Consider the following 25,640-nt stretch of genomic DNA (forward strand, 5'->3'; position numbering starts at 1 on the left):
TCGGCCACTCCCCGCACCTCACCCCGCCGGCGCCGCCGGCCCGATGTCCTCGTTGGGGGTGATGCGCCAGTGGAGGGTGACGGTGGCCGTGTAGCGCAGATGCCGCCCGTCGGGATGGTCCCGGGCCGCGTGGGAGGTGCACCAGCGTTGTGCCTGGTGGTGCATGCCGGTGATGGTCTCGGTGGCCTCGGGAACGGGTGACTGGTCACCGCAGGTGGTGCAGGTGGCGTGGACGGTGTACGGGGTGGCCTCGGGATCAGGCGCCAGGGTCATCTCGACGTAGCGGTAACGCCGCCGCCCGTGCTGCCGGGTCGGGCGAGGCTGGTGGTTCATGCGCGCGGCTCCTGGCTGTTGGCGCGCAGGCGGGCCGCGCGGGCACAGGCCGGGTGAACGGACAGCGGCTGGGGCGCGGCGTCGCCAGCCGCGCGGCGGCCGTGCACGGTCACCGCGTACGCCGGGTCCAACTCCCGCTCACACCACGCACACTGCCCCGGCAACGCCCCAGGCCCATGCGCCAGGCAGACGGCCGAGGTCAACACCGCGCCCAGGTAGTACGGCTGCGCCAGGTAGCGGCCCGACCACTCCCCCGTGATCCGCCAGTGCAACCCCGGCCCCGCACGCCGATGCGAGGGCGGCACCCCCACATAGTGCGTGCCGCTACCCGCCGTGAGCAGGGTGACGTACTGGCCCAGCCGCTCCCAGTGCGCGAACCCACCCCGCTCCCCCGGCGGCAACAACCAGTAGACCCACCCCGCCCGCGCATCCACGATGGCCGCGCAGTTCTCCGTACCGTCCAGGATCTGAAACGCGGCCGACGCGACAGCCGTCGAGGCGCGCACCGCGTCCCACTCGCAGCCCGCCGGCAACACCACCACGTCCCCACCCACCGGCGGAGCCCACCCCAGATTGATCACGGCCGACCCCCCGTCCTCGGCCGCACCACCGCGAACGCGTCCGCGAGCAGCTCAGCGCTGGTGATCAACCGGTCACGCGTGGGAGTGACCCGCCACCACACCGTGTGGTCGCGCGTCATCCCGGGGACGAAGAGGTAGCTGTCGTCGTCACCTGCGAGGGTGACCTCGGGGTGGTCGCGCAGGTGCCGCACGGCCGCCGCGTCCGGCTCGATCAGCCAGGTGAGCCGCTGCTCCACGTCCTCCTGAATCACCGCCCCACCCGCCTCACCGAGCGCCGACAGCACCCGGTTGCCCAGGTACAACGACAGGGTGAGGCTGTGCCACCCCAACTCCCCCACCCGCGTCCAACGGACGCCACCGCCGGGGGGAATCCAGTCGTGGGGTGGGGGCGAGGACGATTCGGCAGGCATGGGTACGGGCACGGGACGATCCCCTCGGTTGCGTCTGGTGAGGGGATCGTTCCGCGTAGTGACGGCCGTGGCCGCACAAAGTGTGCGGATGAATTCCTAGCCGTCAGCTTGACGCCTCACGCCCCAGCCCACCGCGCGAACGCCGCCAACTCCTCGTCCCTGGACCGGTCGAGGCGCACCAGCGTGCCGGACACGGACCTGACCGTGGGGTGGAACCGGGTGTGGTTGGGGCTGATCGTGCGCGCTTGGCGCAGCGAGGCGAAGGAGCGGGCGCGGTCGCCCTCGGCGAGTTGGGCCGAGGCCACGTCGATGTGGTGGTGGCTCGCGCGCTCGGCGGCGATGCCGCGCGAGGGTTGCCACTCGTCACGGCCCCGCTCACCGCCCCACTCCGCGAGTCGGGCGAGCGCCTGTTCCGTGTCGCCCCCGTCGATCAGTGCCGCGATCTCGTGGATGCGTACGTTTGTCGGCCCGAAGCTCATCTCGTAGTGGTCCGAGTCGCGTTCGCCCATGAACAGCGCCACGGCGCGCGCGTCGGCGAGACGCTCCGCAGCCCGCTCCGGACGGCCGTCACGGGCCTCCACCACGGCCAGCTTGAGGAGAATGGCCCCTTGCACGGCGAGTTGCTGGTCGGACAGCGACTCCTCGGGCGCCAGCCGCGAGACCTCGGTCTCCAGCCCCTCCAGCACCCGCCGCGCGGACGGGAAGCTGCCGACCCTCAGCATCGCTCCGGCCTTCAGGTACGCGGCTGTGACCTGCATCAACGGGTCGGCCGACCGGTCGGCCGCCCACTGCACGCGCTCGATCGCCGTCATGCTCAGATCGTGGTAGCCCAGCTTGTGAGCCAGCGAGTTGGAAGCCCGGTAGCAGCGGGCCAGCCACCAGTACGCCCGCTGTTCTTCCGCGCCGCGCGCGCTGAGCGCGACGTGCGTCAGCTCGGTCAGCAACCCCGGCAGCAGCGGCCCCATGGGAACGTACTGGCCATCCTGACGCATCCGAGCCACGGACCGCGCCTCAGCGGCGAGTTCGGCCAGTGGGCGCGGTGCGCTCGGCAGGGCGTCCGGGTTGTCGTACGTGATCATGATGCGGCGCAGGTCCGGGATGACGGCCTGGATCTGGTCGTCTGTCTCCGCGCCATTGAGGTACGGCTGCCCGGTGATCCGCTCGGGCCCCACCGCCAGCGCGCTGGCCAACTGGGCGATGACGCCTGGTGGGACGGTGCGAGTGCCACGCTCGTACTTCTCCATGCTGGAGACGGAGACGTTGATCCGCGTGGCCAGTTGTCGTACGGAGAGCTTGCGAACCTTGCGGAGCTCGGTGATGTTGTGCCCGATGTGCCTCGTCATGATGCTCCCAGCGTGCTCGGCGACGCGGCCAGCGTACGGCGGACGGGATTGGCCAAAGCTGGTCTTCCCTGAACACTGTGGCCCCAGGCGTCGTGGTGCCGCACCGCGTACCTGCCTGATTCGCACACTATGTCGGCCGGCCGGCCGGAAACTTTCGGCGCGCGGGCGCCGGGAGCTGGAGAGCATCCGGTACGCGATCCGCCTCGCTGAGGCGTGAGAGGAGTCCGACGGTGTCCGAAGACCTGTCCGCGGTCGCGCGTTTCCTGTACGAGGCGGGAACGCTGAAACAGAGCAAGCGCACCGGCTGGTGGATGGCTGGCGTACGCGACCCCGAGTCGGTGGCGGAGCACTCCTGGCGCACCGCCCTGCTCGCGACGATCATCGCCACGCTCGAAGGCGCCGACCCGGCGCGGGCCGCTTTCCTCGCGGTCTGGCACGACTCGCAGGAGACCCGCACCGGCGACGTCAACTACCTGGGGAAGAAGTACGCCCCGCAGGCGGACCCGCGCGCCGTCACGGACGACCAGGTCGCTGGCATGCCCGAGGCCCTGGCCACCGCTGTGCGCGACATCGTCGCCGAGTACGAGGCCAAGGAATCGCCGGAGGCCATCTGCGCACGGGACGCCGACAAACTGGAGTGCCTGATCCAGGGCGTCGAGTACAAGGCACAGGGTTACGAGAACGCCCAGCGTTGGATCGACAACAGTCGCGGCCGGCTCACCACCGATACGGCCAGAGAACTCGCCGACGCGGTCCTGGCGACCGGCTCCCTGGACTGGCTACGCGCGGCCCTCGGCGAAGAGCAACCCTGAACCCGACGTGGGCCCCTGCCTGGCCGCGTTCGGCCCGAACGACAGCCGCTGTCACTCCCGCTCCCAGTAACCCAGGGCCGCGCACCCCTCTCCCACGCTCCCCCACACCACACGCCCACCGCCCGTGGCGGCTACTCGGCGCCGGTGGCCGCGCAGGCCAGGGCCACCTCGGCCCACGTCCATGCCTGGTCCTGCGCGTCGGCGGCGTGCCAGGACCCCTCCTGTCGCCGCGCCGCGTCGAGTGCCCGCTCCGCCGCCTGGACGGCGAGCGGGGACGGGGCGGCGGCGACGGCCGTGCACGCCTGTGCCACCAGGCACCCGCCCCCTCACTCCCAAACTCCCAAGGAGCCGCGATGCCGCACTCTCTCACCGTCACCCCCGTGGCCACCGTGATCGGTGGGCACCAGGAACCGAGCGACGACTACCAGGGCGGGGTCGAGTCCGTCATCCGGTTGCATGACGGGTATCCCCTGGAAACCCTCCAGGGACTGGGCGAGTTCTCCCACCTCACCGTGGTCTGGCACTTCCACCGTGCCTCGCCCGACGATGTGGCCCTGCACGCCCGCAGTCCGCGGGGGAATCCGCGGTGGCCGGCGACGGGCACCTTCGTACACCGCAACCACCGCCGGCCCAACCAGTTGGCGACCTCCTACCCGCGCCTGCTCCGCGTCGAAGGGCGCGACCTGCACGTGACCGACCTCGACGCCGTCGACGGAACGCCCGTCATCGACCTCGCCCCGTACTTCCCGCAGATGGGTCCTCGCGGACCGGTCAGCGTCCCGGCGTGGGTCGCGGAGATGCTCCCCGACTACTGGCGCGAGGCCGACCAGCGCTGACAACGGCTCACCGTCGGCCGTCCAACCCGTCCCACCCGTCCCACCCCGGCGGAGCCGCTCCGTACGGCCGACTCCCACACAGCACCCAGCGCTCAGCGCCCGAGCACCCCCGCCACCCGCGCCGCCTGCCCCGCGACGCCCGCGATGCTCGACGTGAGGAACGGGCCGCCGCCGGCCAGGTCGCCGACCACGTGGAGGCGGGGGTCGGTGGGGACCACGCCGCCCGCCGGGTGGGGGGTGGCCAGGCCGGCGTGGGTCAGGGAGTGGACCAGGTGGCGGGCTCCGGCCGGGACCGCCTGGGGGGCCGCGTTCACGGCGTTGACCAGGGCGCTCGCCGTGCGCTCGCCCGCGGCGTCGCGTATGCGGAACCGTCCGTTCACCGGCTCGACGGCGCGCACGCCGGCGGAGATGGTGAGTTGCCCGGAGTCCGCGAGCCGCAGCAGGACGGACGCGTTCACCGGCACCATGGGCGAGACGACGCTCGCGGCCGTCCGCAGGTGGCGTCGCAGCCAGGCGCGGTCGGGCTCGCGTAGCAGGGGCCAGGCGTACGGGCCGACGGAGTGGGCCGTCTCCTGCAACACGCGGCGCCCGATCCGGGCGTCGCCGACCTCGGCGAGCTGCTGCCGGAGGCGTTCGACCGGGTCGTCCGTACGCGTGGCGCGGAGGTGGGCCGCGAGGGCGTCGAAGTCCTCCCCGGCCTCCGCCATCTCCGCGCGCAACAGTCCGGCGAGGTCGGTGAGCGCGAGGTGTCCCCGCGTGTCGCGCAGCTCCGCCACGCGTTCCACGGTCACGTGGGTCGGGCGGCGGCCGGTCGGGCGCTGCCAGACGTACGGGAGCACGCCGCCGCGCGACAGGAGCGAGATCCGGCCCTGGTAGCCGCGCGCGGCCAGCGCCACGACGACGTCGACGGCGGTCAGGCCGCTGCCGAGGACCGTCACGTCGTCGCTCGCGGCGATGGCGTCGAGCGAGTCGGCGAGCGGGTACGGGTCGGCCGTGAAGCCCGCCGCGCCGGCGAGCCCGTACGGGTCCGGGGGCGTGCCGCCGCCCACGCACAGCGCCACGCGGTCCGCCGCGTACTCCCGCCCCTCGTCCGTGCGCAGCACCAGCCGCGCGTCCGGGCGGACGACGACCTCCCGTACCCGCTCCCGTACGACGCGCACCGGGTGGCCCTGTTCGCCGAGCGCGGCCACGGCCTTCTCCGCGCAGTGGACCAGGTACTCGCCGTACAGGGCCCGCGGGACGAGGGGTTGTCCGAGGAGGTGGTCGATGTGGTCCGCGTCGCGCTGGCCGAGCCAGGCCGCGAAGTGGTCACGGTCCCCGGCGCGGACCGACATGAGCGCGGGCGGCGTGTTGACCAGCACGGCCGCCAGGTCCGGACCGTACGGGCGGCCCCGCCACAGGTGCGGCGACGGCTCGAAGACGGTGAGGGTGCCGATCCCGCCGGCGGCGTGCGCCGCCCCGGGGGCGTTGGGCAGGTGGGTGGCCAGCGCGTCCAGCAGTCCGACGGCCGCCGCGCCTCCCCCGATGATGGCGATGTCCATGGTCTTCCTCTCCGAGCGGTCGGTGTGCGTACGGCACCGACCCTGCCGGCTCCGCGCGGCCGGCCCCATCCCCCGTTTCCGGGGGATCGGTGGGCGCCGACCCCCTCAGATGAGGGGTTCTGTTCGGTGGGGTGACAGGGCAGGCTGAGGGGCGTGGACCGGACGCGGCGCGGGGCCGAGACAGGCGGCGGGCGGCCGGGGACAGGCGAGGGGGTACGCGTGACCGATCACCACCGACACCACCAGTCGGTGCTGGCCGCCGCCGACGAGGCGACCGACGCGCTGGAACTCTTCAGCCGCGTGTCGGCCCGGCTGCGCCGCCTGGTGCCGTTCGACTCGGCCGTGTGGACCGCCGCCGACCCGGACACCGGCCTGATCACCGCCCCGATGCTGGTCGAGAACCTGGGTCAGGGCGAGGGCTGCGCCGCCTACTGGCGCAGCGAACTCCTGGAGGAGAACGTCCTCCCGTTCCGCGAGCTGGCCCGCGCCGCCGTGCCGGCGGCCGGGTTGCGCGCGGCCACCGGCGACCTGCCAGCGCGCAGCTCCCGGTTCCGGCGGCTGCTGCGGGACCAGGGCATGTACGACGAGTTGCGCGCGGTGTTCCAGATCGGCGAGCGGCCCTGGGGGCTGCTGAGCCTGTTCCGTACGGCCGAGTCCTTCGACTCGCGGGAGACCGCGCTGCTCGCCGGCCTGTCGCTGCCGCTGGCCGAGCGGCTGCGGACGTTCGCCCGGCCGACCGTGACCGCGCGCGGCACCGACTCGCCGGCGCCCGGACTGATCCTCTTCGACGAGAACGGCGAGGCCACCTCGGTCAACGAGGAGGCGCGGCACCACCTCGCCCGGTTGCCGCAGGGGCCCTCGTTCCCCACGGCGTTGGGGCTTGAGCTGCCCATCTGGGTGATCGGCGCGGCGCTCCAGGCGCGCGCCGTCACCGCCGGACACGACCGCGGCAGCGCCCGCGTGCGCATCCGGACCACCGAGGGCCGCTGGCTGACCTGCCACGCCTCGTCCCTCACCGGCGCCGGCGGCGGGCCGGGACCGGTGGCCCTGGTCATCGAGCCGGCGACCCCCGCCGACCTGGCGGTGCTGGTCGCCGAGGCGTACGGCCTGACCCCGCGCGAGCTGGAGATCACCCAGCTCACGGCGCGCGGGCTGACCACGGCGGAGATCGCCACGACGCTGTTCATCTCGCCGCACACCGTGCGCGACCACCTCAAGACGGTGTTCACCAAGGCCGGCGTCGCCAGCCGAGGCGCGCTGGTCGCCCGCCTGTTCACCGACCACTACTGGCCCGCGATGCCCGAGTCGGCGGAGGTCCGCCGCCCGGGGCGACCGTCCGTCTGGGCCCGCGCCGTCTGACCTGGGCGGTACGCCACCACCCGCGCGCTCCTGGGCGGTACGCCACCACCCGCGCGCTCGCGGGCGGTACGCCGCCACCCGCGCTCGTGGGCCCGCCGCCCCGGCCGGCGGGACGTCGTCCCGGGAGGCGGGGGCGGTCTGCCGGCTCGCGGGCCGGCCGCCCGGTGCCGGTGCGGTCCGGTCAGGAGGGGGCGGAGACGTGGTCGTGCGCGTGGTCGGCCGTCCGGCCGGGCCGGAACCGGCGGCGGGCGAGCGCGATCAGGGAAGGTCCGCCGCGGAAGCACCACAGGGCGATGACCGGATCGCAGATGGCGCAGGCCAGAGAGGCGTCGTGGTAGAAGGGCAGGATCGAGTTGCCCTTGAGGTGGTGGGCTATGTCCCAGGCCGTGTGGAGCAGCCAGCCGACGCCGACGAAGTTCCAGGAGTTCAGGCCGCGGTAGGCGACGTAGGCCGTGAGTGCGACGAACGGGAACTCCCACGGGCCGAAGCCGCCCCCGCTCAGATAGGCGGCGCCGGCTCCGCCCACCATGACCGCGTTGAAGTGGCGTCGGTACGGTTCTTTGATCAGGGACATCAGCAGGCAGTAGACGATGCCGACGATCACTGGTGACACGAGGTTCATGAGGGGATGACTTCTTCCTCCTGGGGCGGGCCGCGTCGCCGCGGTCGAGCTGTCGCGGCGCGAGCACCGACGTCTTGGCCGGTGCGCGGTCCCGGGTGGGCAGGGTCAGGAGTGTCCGTACGCCGGCGGCCGTCGCGGGCAGCGCGGCGGCCGAGGCCGCCGCTGACGGTGACGGTGACGGTGGCGACGGTGGTCTCCGGCGCCACCGGCCGCGTGGGCGCGCTCCGGGTCGAGGGCGCCGACGGCGCACGACGTCCGTCCTCCGGTGCCGCTGACGACCTGGATGTGCATGGGTGCGCGGTTCCTTCGGCGTCGATTTCCATCGGGACGCTCCGAAGTCAACCGGCTTCCCGGGTGCTCGCCCAGTGGCACGAGTGACAGGTTTCAACGGGATAGTGCCAACGTCCTTCCATCGCGTGGGAACCGCGCTGACGTGGGCGTTCCGGGAGGGCGGCCCCGGTCCGACCGGCTGGCGGGGAGGTAGGTTCTGGCCATGCATACGGTTGCCGTGCTCGCGTTGGACCAGGTGATCCCGTTCGACCTGTCCACCCCGATCGAGGTGTTCTCCCGGGTCCGCCTGCCCGACGGGCGGCCCGGCTACCAGGTACGGGTGTGCGCCGAGCGCGACGAGGTCGACGCCGGAGCCTTCACCCTGCGGGCCCACTGGGGCCTGGAGGGCCTCCGGGACGCGGACACGATCATCGTGCCGGGCGTCGCCGACGTCGCCGCCCCGCTCCCTCCCGTTGTGCGCGACGCGCTGCGGTCGGCCGCCGCCGACGGCACCCGGATCGCCTCCATCTGCGTGGGCACCTTCCCGCTGGCCGCCACCGGGCTCCTCGACGGGTTACGCGTCACGACCCACTGGCGCGCGGCCGGCCTGCTGGCCGCCGCCCACCCGGGCCTCGACGTCGACCCGGACGTCCTCTACGTCGACAACGGCCAGTTGCTCACCTCGGCCGGCGCCGCGGCGGGCGCGGACCTGTGCCTGCACATGATCCGCCGTGACTACGGCTCGGCCGTCGCCGCCGACGCCGCCCGCCTGTCCGTCATGCCCCTCGAACGGGAGGGCGGGCAGGCGCAGTTCATCGTCTACGACCACGCGCCCACACCGCAGGGCTCCGAGTTGGAGACGCTGCTCACCTGGCTACGCGAGAACCTGGCCCGCGACCTCACCCTCGCCGACATCGCCGAGCGGGCCGGAACCAGCACCCGGACCCTGATCCGACGCTTCCGCGACCAGACCGGCACCACGCCGCTCCAGTGGCTCCACCGGGCCCGCATCCGCCAGGCACAGCACCTGCTGGAAACCACGGAGCACTCCGTGGAACGCATCGGCGGCCAGGTCGGGTTCGGCTCACCCACCACCTTCCGTGACCGCTTCAAACGCACCACCGGCGTCAGCCCGCAGACCTACCGGCGCACGTTCGGTTGAGCGGCCACGGCAGACGACCTCTTGGCCGAGTGCACGCGGGTGGCCGGTCGGCCGGCGGCGTCCGCGTCGCCGGCGTACGCGACGCCCGCGCCGCCCGCCCCGCGTCGACCAGCACAGCCCAGCACAGCGCCGCCCCGCGCGCCAGCGGGGGGCGGCGCCGTGTCAGTGGCTCACAGCGAGGTCAGGCTGATCTGCTCGCCCTGGATCGTCCAACGGTGCTGCGGGTCGGAAGGGGCGCACGGTTCCACGTTGACGATGCGGGTCCGGGGGAAGTCGGTGGCCAGACACATGCCGGGGTGCGCGGACTGGGAGACCAGCTCGCCGTTGACCGCCCAACGCTGCTTGGTGGAGCCGGAGTCGCACGACTCGACGTTGACCGCCCGGGTTCGCGGATAGTCGCTGGACAGGCACATGCCCCAGTGCGCGGACAGGCGGAGTAACTCGCCGCTTCTGCTCCACCGGTGCTGCGCGTCCGAAGAGTTGCACGACTCCACATTGACGATGCGGGATCTCGGATAGTCGTGCGCCAGGCAGGTGGTGCCGGCTGCGGCCGGGGTCGGGGTGGCGGGTGCGGTGGCCCGTACGGCGGTCGTGGGGGCGGCGGGCGCGGTGGCCGCCACGGCGGTCGACGGCAGCGCGAGGGACGCGAGGGCGAGGAGTGCGGGCACGGGCAGCTTGCGGAACGCGTGCGACATGAGCGGAACCCTTCGATCGGCGGATCCGCGGCGGGTTCCGGCACGTGCGCCGGCCCCGGTCAACGGATCTGGGTCATTACGGTGTGGGAAACGTCCCCGCGCCCGCCCCTCCCCATGCGCTGCGCCCCGAAGTGTCGAAAACTGACTTTCGCCGACTTCTCCCTGTTCCACATGCCGACGGGTACGATCTGCCTCGATCCCAGGAACCCTCCGGCGTGCGTTTCCCCCACCGCCTCCGTCGGGGCGGGAAACGTTGCGAGCAGTGTTTCTGAGGCAGGTAGGCCATGAGCGACTGGCATTTCGAGGTTCCCACCACCGGCAGCAAGCGGCTCCCGCCGGACCCGCGCTTCATCGACGCGTTGAGCAGTCAGGGATACGGGTTCGAGGTCGCGTTAGCCGACCTGATCGACAACTCGATCGACGCCGGCGCGAAGGACGTCGTGATCCATGTGCTGCGCAACGGCGACGAGTTGGTCAGCCTGCTCGTCGTGGACGACGGGCGCGGCATGGACGAGGAGGCGCTCGACGTCGCCATGACGGTCGGCGGGCGGCGCGAGTACGGCGAGAAGTCGCTCGGCGTCTTCGGTACGGGCCTCAAGTCGGCCTCGCTCAGCCACGCCGAGTCGGTGACGGTCATCAGCAAGACCAAGCGCAGCCGCGCGGTGGGCCGGCGGTGGGTGACCGCGCAGGCCAAGGAGAGCTTCCAGTGCGACATCGTGGAGTCCGGCTACGCGCAGGACCTCATGGACCGCTATCACGACCGGCCCATCACCTGGCAGGGCACCATCGTGCGGTGGGACGGCGTACGGGACTTCCCCAAGCACGGCGGGGGCGGCCAGACGGACCGCTACCTGACCCGCATGATCCCCAAGCTCGGCCTGCACCTCGGGCTGTTCCTACACCGGTTCCTGGCCCGCGACGACTTCAACATCACCATCGCCGTCGAGGACGTACAGACCCGCACCGTCTACATGGACTTCGGCGTGGAGTCCCTCGACCCGTTCGGCTACCCCGTCACCGGCGCCCCCGGCTTCCCCAAGGTGTTCACCGCCCACGTCGAGGGCGCCGGCGCCGTGCCGCTGACCGGGCACGTGTGGACGCCGAAGTCGAACCTGGACGAGTACCGCGCGGTCGGCACCGTCCTGGACAAGCAGGGGTTCTACTTCTACCGCAACGACCGGCTCGTGCAGGCCGGCGGCTGGAACGGGTTCCGGCAGCCCGAGCCGCACCTCGCGCTGGCCCGGGTCGCGGTCGAGCTGCCGGCGGACGGCGGTGACGCGTTCCGGCTGACCGTGAAGAAGGCGGGCGTGGAGGCGTCGCCCGCGTTCGCGGCGGCGCTCACCGAGGCGACGGACGCGGAGGGTTACGCGTTCAAGGAGTACCTGGACGCGGCCGAGGCCACCTACCGCGAGGCGCGCAAGCGGGCCGGCGTGGACCGCAAGCCGGTCATCGCGCCCGGCAAGGGCATGGCGGCCGAGGTGAAGCGGACCATCGAGGAGGAGCTGCCGCTCATCCCCGGCGAGGAGCCGGTGGCGCTGCGCTGGGAGAAGCTGGGCAGCGACGTGTTCTTCGCGATCGACCGCGAGGAACGGGCGATCCTGCTGAACAAGACGTACCATCCCGCGCTGCTCGGCGGCCGGCGTGGCGGGCTCAACGACGCGCCCATGGTCAAGTCCCTGCTCTACCTGCTGCTGCACCAGGTCTTCGAGAAGGAGTACAGCGGCTCGCGGGAGAAGGACAACCTCCAGCTCTGGCAGTCCATCCTGCTCGCCGCCGCGCGCACCGAACTGGACCGGATGGACGAGCAGTGACGAGCGGGCCGCCACCGGCCGGCACTCCGCACGTCGAGTGGCCCACGGTGGCCGGCTACGTGGACGACGGCACGCCGACCGTCATCCCGCTGGCGGGCGAGCCGCGCATCGAGTTCTTCGTGGACGCGTACGGGGCGCGCACCGGGCTGCGCATCGCGCTGGAGCCGAGTGACCGGGTGCCGCTGTCGAGCCTGACGGCGGTGGTGGTGAGGCCGGTGGCGGCCCAGGGGCGCCGCATGCTGGAGATCGCCACGGCGGAGCGGGCGCTGTTCCGCGACTTCCACGACCTGCTCCAGGGCGTGGCCGAGCGGGTGCGGCGCGCGGGGCACAGCCCGGCCCGCGCGTTCACCGAGACGCTGGCCTCGTGGACCGAGCTGCTCGCGCGCAACCGGGGCATCAGCGAGGAGAAGCGCGTCGGGCTGCTGGGCGAGCTGCACGCGCTGGAGTGGTTCGCGCACCACTTCGGCTGGCCGGTGGCGGTCGCGTCCTGGCGCGGCCCCGCGAGCGAGGAGCACGACTTCGGGCTGCCCGGCTACGACGTCGAGGTCAAGAGCACGGCCAGCGAGCGCCGGCTGCACACCGTGCGGGGCACCACGCAGCTCGTGCCGACCGGCGGCCGGCCGCTGTGGCTGCTGTCCCTCCAGTTCACCCGGGGCGGCTCGGCCGGCCACACGCTGGCCGAGCGGGTGCGTTCCGTACGGGAACAGGTCGCCGAGCACGCGCCGGACCTCGGGCCGCGGCTGACGGAGCTGCTGGCCCGGTGCGAGTGGCTGGGCCCGCTGGCGGCGGCGCCCGACCCGGAGCGGTGGTCCCTGCGCAGCGCGCCGCTGGTCGTGAGCGCCGCCGACGAGCGGGTGCCACGGCTCGGCCCCGAGGTGCTGGCCGCGCTGTCCGGCGAGGCCAGGCAGCGGATCGTGGCGCTCACCTACGGCGTGGACCTGACCGGCCTGCCGGGCGCGGCCGACGCGCCCGAAGCGTTGCGACTGCCCGCCGCCGACGGGCTCCCGCTCGCCGGTTCGCCCACCAGCCCGCCGCCGGCGGGCAGCACCCCGCTGGCCACCGCCTCCCCCCGCACCACCCGGAGCGCCTGACATGAGTGACGACCCCACCCTGCGGCTGCACACCATCGTCCTCGCCGCGCTGCGCCAGGCCGGGCCGCAGCCGCTGGCGCGCGGGCTGGGTTACTGGGCGCAGGGCGTGGAGCCGGCGCCCGACACCACCGAGGAGGGGTTCCGGGACCGGCTGCTCGGCGGGTACGCGGGCCACCCGCTGGTGGAGCTGTGGCGGCGGGCGGTCACCGCCTGGGACTTCGCCGGCGCCCCGGCGTGGTCCACGTCCCCGCCGTGCACGGACGCGCGCCGCGCGGACATCTACGCGCTGCTCGCGCTGGAGGAGCGGACCCGCAAGGTGCTGACCGAGCTGGTCCCGGTGGCCGTGGCCGACGCGCCGACCGTCATCAGCACCGAGTTCACGCCCTGGTACACGCCGGCCGCGCAGCAGAGCCGCAACTGGTACTGGCCGGCGTACGAGCGGGTGTTGGAGCGCAAGGGGTGGCACGCGGAGGCGCTCGCGGCCCTGGACGAGGCCACCGACCGGGTGGTGGAGCGGCTGGCGAACCCGGCCACCGGCACCGTCTACCAGTCCAAGGGCCTGGTCGTCGGGCACGTGCAGTCGGGCAAGACGGCCAACTTCACCGGCGTCATCGCCAAGGCCATCGACTCCGGCTACCGGCTGGTGATCGTGCTCGCCGGCACCCTGAACCTGCTGCGCCAACAGACCCAGCGCCGGCTCGACATGGAGCTGGTCGGCCGCGAGAACATCCTGCGCGGCGGCGACGAGACCGAGTCGGACTACGCGGACGACCCGGAGTGGCACCGTGGCGGGTTCCTCACCCACGGCGGGCTCCCGTCGGTGCTCGGCGCCTTCGACATCATGCGGATGACCACCCGCGACAACGACTACCGGCGCCTCCTCCAGGGCATCACCGCGTTGGAGTTCGAGAAGCAGGAGCCCGCGCTGCCGCTGCACGACCCGCGCAACCTGCACCGCAGCGCGGCCCGGCTGATGGTGGTGAAGAAGAACAAGACGGTATTGACGAAACTGCTCAAGGACCTGAAAAAGATCCGCACGCCGCTCGCCGAGATCCCCGTCCTCATCATCGACGACGAATCCGACCAGGCGTCCGTCAACACCTCCGACCCCCGGAAACTCCGCGAGGGCAAGGCCGAACGCACCGCCATCAACGGCCTGGTCTCCAGCCTGTTGGCGCAGTTGCCACGGGCGCAGTACGTGGGGTACACCGCGACCCCGTTCGCCAATGTCTTCATCGACCCCAGCGACACGGCCGACATCTTCCCGAAGGACTTCATCGTCTCGCTGCCGGCGCCCCCGGACTACATGGGCATTCGGGCCTTCCACGACCTCGATTCCGGAATTCCGTGGTCGGAGCGCACGTACGCCAATTCGCAGGGCAAGGCGCACGTGCGCGATATCCCGCCGACCTCGGGCGAGGCGGACAGCGCCTCGCTCCAGCAGGCCATGGACGCGTTCGTGCTCTCCGCGGCCGTCAAGCTCTACCGGGAGCGGCACGACCCGCGCGGCGTGTCGTACCCGCACCACACGATGCTCGTACACGAGTCGGTGCGCACCGCCGACCACCGGGCGCTGGCCGAACGGCTGACCGCGATGTGGCATTCCGCGGGCTATCTGGGCCCGATCGGGCACGCCCGGTTGCGCGCCCTGTTCGAGACCGACTTCGCGCCCGTCTCCGCCGCCCGCCACGCCGGCTACGCCACCCCGGCCAGCTTCGCGGAGGTGGCCGAGCACATCGGCGCGGCCTACATCCGCATCGGCGGCGACGAGAACCCCGTACTCGTGGTGAACAGCGACAAGGACATCGAGCAGGGCACCGCCGACTTCGACAAGCGGTCCCTGTGGAAGATCCTGGTCGGCGGCGCGAAGCTGTCCCGAGGCTTCACCGTCGAGGGCCTGACGATCTCCTACTACCGGCGCACCACGACGCAGGCCGACACGCTGATGCAGATGGGCCGCTGGTTCGGCTTCCGCAAGGGCTACCGGGACCTGGTGCGGCTGTACATCAGCCGTGGCGAGGCGTACGGCAAGAAGGAGATCGACCTGTACGACGCGTTCGAGGCGGTCTGCCGGGACGAGGAGAGCTTCCGCGCCGAACTGGACCGGTACGCGCCGCTGATCGACGGGAAGCCGCAGGTCACGCCAGCGCAGGTGCCGCCGCTCGTGGCGCAGCACCTGCCGTGGCTCAAGCCCACGAGCGCCAACAAGATGTACAACGCCGAACTCATCGAGATCCGCTCCCCCGGCACCTGGATCGAGCCGGCGGCCTACGCGGGCCAGCCCGCCTCCGTGCGCCGCAACGCCGAGCGCTGGCAGCCGCTGCTGGCCGAACTCGGCGGCGCCGACGTGCCGTTCACCAATCCGCCGGACAGCTCCAGCGCGCTGGTTCGCCGCTTCCCGGCCCGCACGACGATGGTGGGGCACGGCAGGCTGGTGAGCGTCCTGGAGAGCCTGGAGTGGAGCCGGCCCGACCTGTTCCAGCCGCACCTGACCTACCTCAAGCAGTTGGACGGCAGGCTCGCGCGGGTGGACGACTGGCTGCTGGTCGCCCCGCAGTTGGTCGCCAGGGACCGGTTGCAGGCCACCATCGTCGACTCGCCGCCGCTGTCCCTGGCACAGCGCAGCAAGGCCCCGTTCCGCGACTCGTTCAGCCGCGTCACCGGCTTCGAGCACCGGGTGGCGGCCGAGCGGCTGATCGCCGAGGCGGGCAGGGCCGGGTCGCTGGTGAACCCGTCGCAGGGGGTGGCGCTGCTCTACCCGGTGCTCGACATCACCGGCGACCGCCCCGTGCACGACGCCATCACCGACGGCGTGGCCGACGCCTCCCGCGTGATCATGGCGTTCGCGCTGCTGCCGCCGCGCAGCGCCATCGACACCAAGCGCCGCCTGGTGCACTTCCGCGCGAAGATCTCCGCGCTGCGGGACGCGCCCATCGTGGACGTCCGCGAGGCGCCGGCCGACCGCTGAGGCGGCCCCTGCCGACCGCCGAGGCGAACGCCGCCGCCCCGGGCGCGCCCGGCCGGGCTACTTCACCGCGGTGGCGCGCGCGTTCCGGTCGTACGCGTGGAAGACGGCGGCCAATTGGGCCCGGCTGCGGCAGCCCAGCTTGCGCAGCACGTTGGAGACGTGGAACTTCACGGTGCTCAGCTCGACGCTCAGCCGGTCGGCGATCTCGGGGTTGGACAGGCCCTCCGCGACGAGCACCGCCACGTCCTCCTCGCGGCCGGTGAGCCGGCCGGCGGTGGGCGGCTGCGGGGCCGGCGGGCGCTGGGCCGCGCCGGAGCCGGCGAGCACGCAGGGCACCAGCTCCGGGGAGATCCAGCCCCGGCCGCTGAGCACCTCGCGCACCGCTGCGACATAGCCGTGGTCGGGGTCGTCGCGGCCCACGACGCCGGCCACCGACTGCCGCGACGGCGAGCGCCAGAACGGGTCGCTGACGCCGTTGACCAGCGCGATGACCCGGGTTCCGAGACGGGCGAAGGAGGGTTCGGCGGCGAGGGCGCGGGATTCCACGACGGCCACGTCCACGGCGGGCGTGAGCCGACCGCGCTGGGTCTTGGTCCAGGAGGCGACACCCCAGCCGGGCGCCGTCAGCGCGTCACCCACGCGCCGGTGCAGCGAGGGAGAACTGATGACGAGAACAATGCGACCCATGGCTTCCCCTTGCCTGGATTCAGGTCGACGGCCGCGCCGCCGATGCGCCTGAACAGGGCGACCAAGCCGACAGAAACACCCGGCGAGCGCACACTTTTCGTAGTCGAACGCTTCCGGAAAGTCAGCGTGAATAGCCGCTCGACGTTGGTCAGACGTCGATCAGCGCCGGCCATCGGCAGCCCCATCGAGTAGCCGGAACTTAGCACATCCGGTTGACGAGACTTAGTACGCGTGCACAATCCCCCGCTGTAGTCGGCGAGTAGCGGATGAGTAATCGCGGGCAATGACGCGTAATACCTCACGACCCGCCGAGGGTTTCCCGCTGCGCCCAGGAGGCGTTCGGCGGCGGGTAATGCCTGGGCAATGGGGGAGTTATGGATGGGCGCCGCGGCCCCTTCCCCGATGCCCGAATCGGCGCATTCTCTTTGCCCGAAAAATGCCCGGAGTTGAGAACCGAAGCGGCCGTTTTTCCCTCCGCGCCCACCGGCCCGGGCCCGCGAGGCCAACGCCGCCGCCCGACCGGGCCGGTAGCCGGCCCCCGGCGGCGGGTCGCTCCGGCGGGCTCCGCCTCGTCGGCGCGTGTACGGCGGCGGCCGACCGGGGGCCGAGCGAGGGGAAGTTGACGCCCCGTCCGCTCGCCGCGCGCGGCGCGTCCCCGCACCCGGGCAGGGCCCGGGCACGCGGTCGGGCGGCATCCGGGCGGGCGGCGTACGGATGCCGGAGTACGCGGGCACGGGCGCGTGGCGTAGGGACGCGTGACGTGGGGACGCGTGGCGTACGACCACGGCCGGTGGGCGTCGTGGGCGCGTGGCCCGCGGTGCGAACCGGCGCTCGTCCCACCGGCGGCGCCGGCGGCTACCGGATCAGGCCGACGCCTCGGTCAGCGCGGATATCTCCGAAGCCGTGAGGTTCAGGTCGGCCACGGCCAGCAGCGGCGGGAGCTGCTCCGGGGTGCGGGCGCTGGCGATCGGGGCCACCACCGTGGGCTGCGCGGCCAGCCAGGCCAGGGCCACCGTCGCGATCTCGACGCCGCCGTGCGCCGCGGCCACCTCGTCGAGGGCGGCGAGCACCCGCGGTCCCCGCTCGCTGTCCAGGTACCGCTGGACCGACTCGGCGCGCACCGAGCCCTCCGGCGTGCCGCCGGGCCGGTACTTGCCGGTGAGGAAGCCGGCCGCCAGCGCGAAGTAGGGAACCGTCGCCAGGCCCCGCTCGGCCGCGACGCGGGACAGCTCGCCCTCGTAGGTGTCCCGGGAGACCAGGTTGTAGTGCGGCTGAAGCGCCACGTACCGCGCCAGGCCCTCCCGCTCGGAGGCGTCCAGGGCCTCGGTGAGCCGGGCGGCCGTGATGTTGGAGGCCGCGATCTGGCGGACCTTGCCCTGCCGGACCAGGCCGTCCAGGGTGGTGAGGAAGTCCTCGACCGGCAGCGACTCGTCGTCGTAGTGCGTGTAGTACAGGTCGATGTAGTCGGTGCGCAGCCGGCGCAGGGACGCCTCCACGTCGGCCCTGATCACCTCGGCGCGCAGCCCGCGCCGCTCCGGCGAGCCGCCGCCCACCTTGGTCGCGACGACCACCTGATCGCGCCTGCCGCGCGCGGCGAGCCAGTTGCCGATGATGGTCTCCGACTCGCCGCCCGAGTTGCCCGGCACCCAGGCCGAGTAGACGTCGGCGGTGTCGACGAAGTTGCCACCGGCCTCCGTGTACGCGTCCAGGATGGCGAAGGACTGCGCCTCGTCGGCGCCCCACCCGAAGACGTTGCCCCCCAGCGAGAGGGGGAAGACCTCGATGTCGCCGATCCGGCGCGACCGCGTGCTCTGCGCATGTTCGACCATGTGCGGAGTCAACGCCCCGGCCCGGCCCCCTATTCCCCGCCACCCCGCGCGCGGCGGCGCCGGCGGGAGCGCGCCCCCGGCGTGCGGGCGGAGGAAGGGCGCGGGGCCCGCGCCCGCCCTCGCTACGGCTGGAGCCCGTGCTCCCGCAGCCACGCCATCGGGTCGACCGGCGCGCCGCCGCTCGGGCGCACTTCGAGGTGCAGGTGCGCGCCGGTCACGTTGCCGGTCGCGCCCACCCGGCCGATGACGTCGCCGGTGGAGACCTCGCCCGAGGTCTGCGTCATGGACGACAGGTGGCAGTACCAGACCTCGGTCCCGTCGGGCAGCGTCAACACGATCCGGTAGCCGTACGAACCGGCCCAGCCGGCCTGCGTGATGGTCCCGCCGTGCACCGCCTTGACCGGCGTGCCCGTCGGAGCGGCGAAGTCCAGGCCGGTGTGGTTCGCCGACCACATGTCGCCGGCCTGTCCGAACGTGGAGGTCACCGTGTACGAGCTGAGCGGCATCGCGTAGCTCGCGGCGAGCTTCGCGCGGCGCTCGGCCTCGGCCTTGCGCCGGGCCTCCTCCTCCGCCTTCCGCTTGGCCTCCGCCTCGGCGGCCCGCTGCTTCTCGTCCTCGGCGGCCTTCTTGCGGGCCGCCTCGTCCGCCGCCTTGCGCGCCGCCGCCCGCTCGGCGGCCTCGCGCTCGGCCTCGTCGGCGGCGCTCTGCTGGGTCTCGGCCTGCTGGAGGATGCGGGCCCGCAGCACCTCGCCCGCGTTGGTCGTGCCGTTCGCGGACTCCTCGGCCGTCAGGCCGGCCTGGCTGAGCGGCGCCTGGCCGGCGGCCCGCGGCGCGGCCTCGTACCGCTGGTCGCCGCTCCCGCCGTCGGATATGAGGGACCCGACGCCGGGAAGCTCGTCGGCGTCGGGCAGGGAGTGCATGACCTCGTCGGCGACGTGCCCGAGGTCGGGCATCGATATCGGGGCCTTGGGGCGGTCCTTGGCGCTCGCCATGCCGCCGGCGCCGACCGCCGCGATGACGCCCACGCCGAGCACGGCGCCGCCGCGGGCCATCGTGGTGCCGCGCTGCTTGACCACGCGGTGCCGGCCCCGGACCGGGGCGACGGATTCGGCGGTGGGGTTCCACTCCTCCCAGGGGCCGTCGCGGAGGTCGTCCCGGGGCTCCCCCCAGGGAGGCCCGGCGAGTTCGTCGATCCCGTCGTGCGCGGGTGAAGCCTGGTCGAGGGCAGACCTGTTGGACGCCACGGAGGCGTGCTCCTTTCCTTCCTTCTCGCCTACCGGGTTAGCTGACGGGTTCGGAGCAGGAAGGTCTCCTACGGGTCGCGTACGACCCGATTCACCCCAAGGGTTGGTTCCCCGGTTCCCTCGCCTCGGCACCGCGCTGATCCGCGGTGACGCGCCTACGGGATTCGGCGACGGCGCACGGTGCCGCCCTGGGCGGCGGCTGTGACGACCGCGCTGCGTTATCGAACGTTAATAGAGGGCCGGGTGTGATTCCAAGCCGTTCCGGGGAATAAGGGCTCCGCTTTGACGAGGCGCCAGCACATCGTCAGCACAGTGGTCAAGATCGGCTACCCAGCGCGTTCGTCGGCCGCCCGCTGGCCGCGTCGGACGGCCACCACGCCGGGCGCGCCGGCCCGGCGCAGCGCGAGCAGCGCCATGTCGTCGGCGCGCTGGCCCTCGGTGTGCCGCATCACGTCGGCGATCAGCGCGTCCAGGAGGGCGTCCGGGCTGGCGAACCGACGGCCGCTCAGCCGCCGCGCCGGCTCGTAGAACCGCCCGCTCGCGTCGCGCGCCTCCGTCACCCCGTCCGTCAACAGCAGCAGCGCCGCCCCGGCCGGGAACGGCAGCTCCTCCACGGTGTCCCGCCAGGCCGCCACGTCCCGCATGCCGAGCGGCAGGGCGTCGGCCTCGGGGCTCAGCTCGCGCACCTGGCCCGTGGGGAGCAGCAACAGGGGCGGCGGGTGGCCCCGGTTGATGAGCCGCAGCCCGCCGCTGCCGTCGCCGATCTCGGCCAGCACGGCGGTGGTGAACCCCTCGAACTGGTCGAGGCCCACCCGCCGGTCGCCCTCCCGGTCGAGCGCCCGCTCCAGCCGGTCGACCAGCCCCTCCAGGGTCCGCTCCTGCTCGGCGGCCTCCCGGAAGGCCCCGATCACCACGGCGACGGCCTCCACGGCCTCCAGACCCTTGCCCCGTACGTCGCCGATGATGGCCCGCACGCCGTGCGGCGACTCCTGCACGGCGAACAGGTCGCCGCCGATCCGCGCGTCGGTCTGCGCCGCGACGTACCGGGCGGCGATCCGCAGCGACCCGATGCGGCTCGGCGGCGTGGGCAGCACGGCGCGCTGGGCGGCCTCGGCGACGACGCGTACGGTCGCGAGTTGGCGGAAGTTGCGCCGCACCACCCGGTTGATGGCGAGCGCCAGCAGCGCGACGGTGCACACGGTGACGACCTCGGTCACCGACAGGGCCCGGTCGTTGCCGCTGTGCCAGACCGCGAGCAGCACCGAGACCACGGCGGCCGTCGCGGCCACCGCGGCCGTGCCGCGCAGCGAGAGCAGCGGCGCGGCGACCAGGGAGGCGGCGGACAGGAAGGGCGACGCGGTGTAGTGCATCGGCATCAGGAGGTCGAAGACGACGCCGCCGACCAGCAGGACCCCGGGCAGCCAGCGGGCGACGCTCCGGGCCCACGCGGCTCGCGGCGAGTCCGCGCCCGCACCGGCCCACCCAGGACTCCCCACGCGTCGCTCCCGCTCTCGGCTGGCCCGCATCCGGCACAGCGCCCCGCCGGATGCGTCCGTCCCAGCCTGGGGCTCACGCGCCGGACGAGCGACCCGGAGGCGGCCAAGCGGGCGTACGCCACGCCTGCCGTGGGTCCGCCAGCCGTGGGTCCGCCGGCCGTGGGCCGCGCCCGCCGTGGGTCACACCTGCCGTGGGGCCGGGTGGCTGGTGGCCGAGAGACGACTGGGTGGCCGGGGCGACTGGTGGCCTGGGCGGGGGGCTGAGCACCGGGCCGGCCCGGTGCGGGGTTACAGCTCGACGCCCAAGGCGCGGGCGTGGCGGTCCGCGGCGCACTCGGCCGCGGCCTCGTCCAGGTACACCTCGCACACCAGCCGACCGTCCGGCGTCAGGTTGTGCTCCAGCTCCCACAGCACCACCTCGTCCCCGCCGGCCAGCAGGAACGCGTGCTCGTAGAACCGGCACCAGGTGGCGTCGGGGCCGCCGGTGCGCAGCCGGGGCTTGGTCGCGAGCGCGATGTCGTGAGCGAACGCGGTGGTCAGTCGGGCGCGCACGTCGTCGCCCGGGCGGTCCGGGTTCTCCGCCCGGCGCAGCACGCGTCGCGCGTGGTCGGCGGAGTCGTCGACGGCGTACGTCCGCCGCGGCGCGAAGGGGCCCACCGGCGTACGTAGTTGCTCCGGCAACCACACGGGAACGCTGTCCAGCTCGTCCCAGAGCGCGCCGCCGATGCGCTCGTGCACCCGGCGCTCGGCGATCTCCAACGCGCGCTCGTCCGCGTACACCTCGTAGCACACCTGTCGCGCGGCGGCCGGGTCGCCGCGCGGCCCGCCGCCGGGGCCCGCCGACGGGCCGGACGGGGTGCCCGCACCGGCCTGGCCTGCGTCGATCCGTCGCTCGCCGGGTGCCTCACGCTCCGCGCACGGCTCGCCCGGCGCGGCGGAAGAGCAGGGTCCGGCGGCCGGTGTCGTGTTGTGCTCCAGCTCCCACAACAGCTCGCTGCTGCCGTCCGGAAGCAGGAAGACGTGGCGGTAGGTGTTGCACCCCACGGTGGCCGTGCGCCCGTTGCACTGGCGGCAAGAGCGCAGCTCAGACTGGTGCATCAACGCGCCGCGCAGCCGCTCGACCTGCGCGTCGGTGATCTCGAACCCGTTCTGGGCCCGGGTCAGCAGCCCGTCGAGGTGCGCGGCGGAAGGTTCTCCGCCCGGTTGTGCGTGCCCCACGTCCCTCTCCTCCCGACCATTGCCACGCCGCGCCCCCCAGCGACCCCCTCGCCACTTACGGTAGCGAAGTGGATACTGCGGACGCGGCGGGTTTCCCGGATGCGGCCCACGCGATGCGCTCGTACGTCGGTTCCGCGCCACCCCCGAGCCGCCCGGCGCGTCCGGCTCCGCGGTCGGCCGGCCGGCCCCCGCGACGAGCGCTGAATGCGCCGGCGCACGCTCCCAGCCCGTCATGCGCCCCCTGTGCGCCCCACGAGTTTGCCCGTACTCACCCGCAAATCCCCGCCGGCTCGCCGGGCCCGGACACCGCGCAACTGTGACGCGAAATCGGCGTTCGTCGCCGGACCGCACCAGCCCCAGGCTTCGCGGCCACCCCGGATGACCCAGCCGACCCAGGGGCCCCAGCGGGGCTCAGGCCCCGTCCGGTGGCGCCGCGTCGGCGCGCCGGTGGGCCAGGTCGATCTCGGCCATGTGCTCCTCGGCCCAGGCCCGCACCCGGGCCAGCGGCTCCTCCAGCGAGAGGCCGAGCGGCGTGAGCCGGTAGTGCACCCGGGGCGGCACGGTGGCCTCCACCCGACGGCTGACCAGCCCGTCCCGGGCCAGCCCGCGCAGCGTGGTGGAGAGCATCTTCTGCGAGACACCCGTCATCCGGCGCTGCAACTCCGCGAAGCGCACCTCGCCCGGGGCCGCTTCGGCCAGCACCTTGATCGCCATGGACGTCCACTTGGTGCCGATCCGGTCCAGCAGTCGCCGCGTCGGGCACAGCGGGTCGAAGAGGTCCCCGCGCGCCCGCGCGGCAGGCCCGGGCGCGCCGGAGGCGCCAGCCGCGTCGCGGGGCCCGGCGGAACCGGAAGCGTCGGCGGGGCGGGACGAGGGGGTCACCTGGAGCTCACCACCTGAGGGAGAAGTGCCGTCTGGTACGCGCCCAGGCTAGTTACCTATCGTCAGGCCGTCACCTTTCGTAACCCACACGCCTGCCGGGCGTTCCGTCAGCCCGTCCCCGCCGCCCCGCCCCAGGGAGCCCGCCATGTCCACCGCTCAGCCCACCTCCACGGCCCCGCATCCGGCGCCGTCCCCGCCACCCGCCCCCGTGCCGCCGGGCGTCGAGACGCGTCGCGTCGCGGTCCGGGGCGTCGAGCTGAACGTGGCGGTCGCCGGTTCGGGGCCCGCGGTCCTGCTGCTGCACGGCTTCCCGCACACCTGGCGGGTGTGGAGCCACGTCATCGGCGAGCTGGCCGAGCACCACCGGGTGATCGCTCCGGACCTGCGGGGCCTCGGCGCGAGCGCGCGGCCGACGGACGGCTACGACGCCGGCAGCCTCGCGCACGACGCCGAGGCCCTGCTCGACGCGCTCGGCGCGGACACCGCGTCCGTGGTCGGCATCGACGCGGGCACCCCGCCGGCCTTCCTGCTCGCCATGCGCCGGCCCGACCGCGTCCGCCGCCTGGTGGTCATGGAATCGCTGCTCGGCGGACTGCCGGGCGCGGAGGACTTCCTCGCCGGCGGGCCGCCCTGGTGGTTCGGCTTCCACGCGGAACCGGGCCTGGCCGAGTCCGTGCTGGTCGGCCACGAGGCGGCGTACGTCGACTGGTTCCTGCGCGCGGGCACCCTCGGCGACGGCGTACCGGCCGCGCTGCGGGACGCCTTCACGCACGCGTACACCGGGAGCGAGGCGCTGCGCCGCGCCTTCGCGTACTACCGGGCCCTTCCCACCAGCGCCCGGCAGCTTCAACGGGCCGTCGCCGCCGGCCGGCTGACCGTGCCGACCCTCGCCGTCGGCGCCCAACCGGTCGGGCGGGCCCTCGAACGACAGTTGCGCCCCGTGGCCGACGACCTGACGGGCCACCTGATCGAGGACTGCGGCCACATCATCCCGCTGCACCGCCCGCGCGCACTGCTCGCCCTGCTCGGCCCCTTCCTGGCGGCCTGACCCACCGCAGGCTCAACCGCGCCGGTGCGCGGCACCCCGACCAGAGGCCGCGCCCGCGCGCGTGCTCGCGGTGTCGAACGGGCCGCCGGGACCGAAGGCGAGGCGGGCGAAGCGCTCGCCGATGCGCCGCTGGGCCGCGTCGTCGGGGTGGAGCTGGTCGGGCAGCGGCAGCTCGGCGAAGTCCCGCTCGCCGTACAGGGCCAGGCCGTCGAGGTAGTACAGGTTCCGGTCGCTCTCGGCGCGTTGGGCGACGACGCGGCCCAGCTCGCGGCGGATCGTGGTGAGCGTGAGCGCCCCGCTGGCGACCTCGGCCGGGTCGCCGAAGCCGCGGAAGCTGACGCCGGGGCCCGGGGCGTCGGGGTCCGGGTACATGGGGCCCGGCACCCGCTCGACCACGGGCGCGTGCAACGGCGAGATGACCAGCAGCGGCGCCGTGGGGTGCCCCTCGCGCACGGTGTCCAGGAAGCCGTGCAGCGCCGGGCCGAGCGTGCGCAGCCGGAAGGCGTCGAGGGCGACGATGTTGATGCCCGCCTTCACGCTGATCAGGTCGGCCGGCGTGTCCCGGATGGCGCGGGCCGTGAACGGGTCGAGCAGCGCGTTGCCGCTCAGCCCCAGGTTGACCAGGTCCGCGCCGGCGAGCCGGGCCGCGACCGCCGGCCAGGCCCCGGTCGGACCGGCGGCGCCGGCGCCCTGGCTGATGGAGCTGCCGTGGTGCACCCAGCGCGGCGGCGGGGCGCCGGCCGCGCGCGGCGGGCGCAGCGGCGCGTCCGCGCGCAGCGCGACCAGCTCCACGATCGCCGCGTGCGGCAGCCAGATCTCGACGTCCTGCTCCCGCCCGGAGAGCCCGTCGAACCGCACGGCGACCACCCCGTCGGGCGCGCCGAGGGGGGCGGCGATCCGGGCCGTCAGGCGCCCGTCCACCACGAGGTCGTACACGCCCGCGCAGGGACCGGGCGGGCCGAAGGCGCCGGCCGCCGGGTCCGCGCCGGCGGGGTCAGCGAGGGCGGAGGCGTCGCCGGCGGGGGCCCCGGGGAAGGGCACCACGTCCAGCTCCACGACGGTCGCCTCGGTACGGAACGCGAGCCGCACCCCGGACGGCTGGGCCTCGGCCAGCGCGCAGAAGCCGTCGGAGACCTGGGCCCGCGCCGCGGCGGGCAGCCGATGCGGGAGCACGCCGCGCGCCGTGGCCTCCACCTCCAGGGCCCCGCGCAGGGCGACGGGCCCCTCGCCGGCCAGCGCCTCCGTCGTCCACGTACGCACCGCCGCTCCCACCTCTCCCGGGTCCACGCCACCGTCGGCCCCCAGCCAAACCGCACACCGGTGCGGGAAGCAAGGAAACCGCCCCGAGTCAACCCCCATGCACCGGCTCGTCTACCCCGCCTGACCCGTCTACCCCCTCCCT

At 73.7% G+C, this 25,640-nt stretch carries 23 protein-coding genes and 1 riboswitch; of the genes, 8 read left to right on the forward strand and 15 right to left on the reverse strand.

Annotated features, from left to right (window positions below):
• Window positions 1–18: 18 nt before the first annotated feature.
• The 4 genes from AC3CHW_RS14455 to AC3CHW_RS14470 all read right to left on the reverse strand — a co-directional run bounded on the left by AC3CHW_RS14455 (window position 19) and on the right by AC3CHW_RS14470 (window position 2,667).
• A complete protein-coding gene (locus tag AC3CHW_RS14455) occupies window positions 19–333 on the reverse strand; it encodes a DUF7848 domain-containing protein (protein WP_488470701.1) in 315 nt (104 codons plus the stop codon).
• Entirely contained in the window at window positions 330–914 is a 585-nt protein-coding gene (locus AC3CHW_RS14460) for a hypothetical protein (protein ID WP_488470702.1), read from the reverse strand. The genes AC3CHW_RS14455 and AC3CHW_RS14460 overlap by 4 nt, the downstream gene beginning before the upstream one ends.
• On the reverse strand, window positions 911–1,336 hold the full coding sequence (locus AC3CHW_RS14465) for a hypothetical protein (RefSeq protein ID WP_488470703.1): 426 nt from the start codon (window positions 1,334–1,336) through the stop codon (window positions 911–913). The genes AC3CHW_RS14460 and AC3CHW_RS14465 overlap by 4 nt, the downstream gene beginning before the upstream one ends.
• Window positions 1,337–1,440: 104 nt before the next feature.
• Window positions 1,441–2,667 (reverse strand): helix-turn-helix domain-containing protein, encoded by a 1,227-nt coding sequence (locus AC3CHW_RS14470; protein ID WP_488470704.1) that lies wholly within the window; start codon window positions 2,665–2,667, stop codon window positions 1,441–1,443.
• 230 nt (window positions 2,668–2,897) lie between these two features.
• Here AC3CHW_RS14470 and AC3CHW_RS14475 point away from each other — a divergent pair, with 230 nt between their 5' ends.
• The gene (locus AC3CHW_RS14475; RefSeq protein WP_488470705.1) at window positions 2,898–3,479 is read left to right on the forward strand and encodes an HD domain-containing protein; all 582 of its coding nucleotides are present in this window, start codon (window positions 2,898–2,900) and stop codon (window positions 3,477–3,479) included.
• A gap of 131 nt (window positions 3,480–3,610) precedes the next feature.
• Here the strand turns inward: AC3CHW_RS14475 and AC3CHW_RS14480 are convergent, their stop codons facing one another.
• The gene (locus AC3CHW_RS14480) at window positions 3,611–3,790 is read right to left on the reverse strand and encodes a hypothetical protein (RefSeq protein ID WP_488470706.1); all 180 of its coding nucleotides are present in this window, start codon (window positions 3,788–3,790) and stop codon (window positions 3,611–3,613) included.
• A gap of 42 nt (window positions 3,791–3,832) precedes the next feature.
• On the opposite strand from AC3CHW_RS14480, the gene AC3CHW_RS14485 reads away from it, so the two are divergent.
• Window positions 3,833–4,315: an SAM-dependent methyltransferase gene (locus AC3CHW_RS14485; RefSeq protein WP_488470707.1), complete on the forward strand. Its 483-nt coding sequence runs from the start codon at window positions 3,833–3,835 to the stop codon at window positions 4,313–4,315.
• 92 nt (window positions 4,316–4,407) lie between these two features.
• On the opposite strand, the gene AC3CHW_RS14490 is transcribed toward AC3CHW_RS14485, so the two are convergent.
• Window positions 4,408–5,856, reverse strand: a complete 1,449-nt coding sequence (locus tag AC3CHW_RS14490) for an FAD/NAD(P)-binding protein (RefSeq protein WP_488470708.1) — start codon at window positions 5,854–5,856, stop codon at window positions 4,408–4,410.
• A 219-nt stretch (window positions 5,857–6,075) separates the two neighbouring features.
• On the opposite strand from AC3CHW_RS14490, the gene AC3CHW_RS14495 reads away from it, so the two are divergent.
• Entirely contained in the window at window positions 6,076–7,215 is a 1,140-nt protein-coding gene (locus AC3CHW_RS14495) for a LuxR C-terminal-related transcriptional regulator (RefSeq protein ID WP_488470709.1), read from the forward strand.
• Between the two features lie 181 nt (window positions 7,216–7,396).
• Here the strand turns inward: AC3CHW_RS14495 and AC3CHW_RS14500 are convergent, their stop codons facing one another.
• Entirely contained in the window at window positions 7,397–7,837 is a 441-nt protein-coding gene (locus AC3CHW_RS14500; protein ID WP_176163273.1) for a DUF6010 family protein, read from the reverse strand.
• Between the two features lie 493 nt (window positions 7,838–8,330).
• On the opposite strand from AC3CHW_RS14500, the gene AC3CHW_RS14505 reads away from it, so the two are divergent.
• Complete coding sequence (locus tag AC3CHW_RS14505; protein ID WP_398608713.1) at window positions 8,331–9,269, forward strand: GlxA family transcriptional regulator; 939 nt, start codon at window positions 8,331–8,333, stop codon at window positions 9,267–9,269.
• A 170-nt stretch (window positions 9,270–9,439) separates the two neighbouring features.
• Here AC3CHW_RS14505 and AC3CHW_RS14510 read toward each other — a convergent pair whose 3' ends face one another.
• On the reverse strand, window positions 9,440–9,964 hold the full coding sequence (locus tag AC3CHW_RS14510; RefSeq protein ID WP_488470710.1) for a ricin-type beta-trefoil lectin domain protein: 525 nt from the start codon (window positions 9,962–9,964) through the stop codon (window positions 9,440–9,442).
• A gap of 284 nt (window positions 9,965–10,248) precedes the next feature.
• On the opposite strand from AC3CHW_RS14510, the gene AC3CHW_RS14515 reads away from it, so the two are divergent.
• Genes AC3CHW_RS14515 through AC3CHW_RS14525 form a run of 3 tightly spaced genes read left to right on the forward strand, consistent with a single transcriptional unit; the run spans window position 10,249 to window position 15,834 of the window.
• Entirely contained in the window at window positions 10,249–11,775 is a 1,527-nt protein-coding gene (locus AC3CHW_RS14515) for an ATP-binding protein (protein WP_488470711.1), read from the forward strand.
• Window positions 11,772–12,866 carry a PD-(D/E)XK motif protein gene (locus AC3CHW_RS14520; protein ID WP_488470712.1) on the forward strand — a complete coding sequence of 365 codons (1,095 nt, stop codon included), beginning with the start codon at window positions 11,772–11,774 and terminating at the stop codon, window positions 12,864–12,866. Before AC3CHW_RS14515 ends, AC3CHW_RS14520 begins: the two co-directional genes overlap by 4 nt.
• Window position 12,867: 1 nt before the next feature.
• Entirely contained in the window at window positions 12,868–15,834 is a 2,967-nt protein-coding gene (locus AC3CHW_RS14525; protein ID WP_488470713.1) for a Z1 domain-containing protein, read from the forward strand.
• Window positions 15,835–15,891: 57 nt separating this feature from the next.
• On the opposite strand, the gene AC3CHW_RS14530 is transcribed toward AC3CHW_RS14525, so the two are convergent.
• The 6 genes from AC3CHW_RS14530 to AC3CHW_RS14555 all read right to left on the reverse strand — a co-directional run bounded on the left by AC3CHW_RS14530 (window position 15,892) and on the right by AC3CHW_RS14555 (window position 23,073).
• The gene (locus tag AC3CHW_RS14530; RefSeq protein WP_488470714.1) at window positions 15,892–16,521 is read right to left on the reverse strand and encodes a response regulator transcription factor; all 630 of its coding nucleotides are present in this window, start codon (window positions 16,519–16,521) and stop codon (window positions 15,892–15,894) included.
• Between the two features lie 863 nt (window positions 16,522–17,384).
• Complete coding sequence (locus AC3CHW_RS14535; protein ID WP_488470715.1) at window positions 17,385–18,350, reverse strand: aldo/keto reductase; 966 nt, start codon at window positions 18,348–18,350, stop codon at window positions 17,385–17,387.
• 122 nt (window positions 18,351–18,472) lie between these two features.
• Window positions 18,473–19,594, reverse strand: a complete 1,122-nt coding sequence (locus AC3CHW_RS14540; protein ID WP_488470716.1) for a M23 family metallopeptidase — start codon at window positions 19,592–19,594, stop codon at window positions 18,473–18,475.
• Between the two features lie 11 nt (window positions 19,595–19,605).
• A riboswitch (cyclic di-AMP (ydaO/yuaA leader) is annotated at window positions 19,606–19,735 on the reverse strand.
• A 185-nt stretch (window positions 19,736–19,920) separates the two neighbouring features.
• Window positions 19,921–21,090, reverse strand: coding sequence for a PP2C family protein-serine/threonine phosphatase (locus AC3CHW_RS14545; RefSeq protein ID WP_488470717.1), 1,170 nt, complete (start codon window positions 21,088–21,090; stop codon window positions 19,921–19,923).
• A gap of 288 nt (window positions 21,091–21,378) precedes the next feature.
• Window positions 21,379–22,308, reverse strand: coding sequence for a DUF6227 family protein (locus AC3CHW_RS14550; RefSeq protein WP_488470718.1), 930 nt, complete (start codon window positions 22,306–22,308; stop codon window positions 21,379–21,381).
• Window positions 22,309–22,719: 411 nt separating this feature from the next.
• Window positions 22,720–23,073 carry a winged helix-turn-helix transcriptional regulator gene (locus tag AC3CHW_RS14555; RefSeq protein ID WP_398608755.1) on the reverse strand — a complete coding sequence of 118 codons (354 nt, stop codon included), beginning with the start codon at window positions 23,071–23,073 and terminating at the stop codon, window positions 22,720–22,722.
• A 262-nt stretch (window positions 23,074–23,335) separates the two neighbouring features.
• Between AC3CHW_RS14555 and AC3CHW_RS14560 the strand changes: the two genes are divergently transcribed.
• On the forward strand, window positions 23,336–24,238 hold the full coding sequence (locus AC3CHW_RS14560; RefSeq protein WP_488470719.1) for an alpha/beta fold hydrolase: 903 nt from the start codon (window positions 23,336–23,338) through the stop codon (window positions 24,236–24,238).
• Window positions 24,239–24,250: 12 nt separating this feature from the next.
• Here the strand turns inward: AC3CHW_RS14560 and AC3CHW_RS14565 are convergent, their stop codons facing one another.
• Complete coding sequence (locus AC3CHW_RS14565; RefSeq protein ID WP_398608702.1) at window positions 24,251–25,498, reverse strand: SGNH/GDSL hydrolase family protein; 1,248 nt, start codon at window positions 25,496–25,498, stop codon at window positions 24,251–24,253.
• Window positions 25,499–25,640: the final 142 nt, after the last annotated feature.

This window comes from Streptomyces sp. MGP-BFMKR1 (assembly GCF_057766585.1).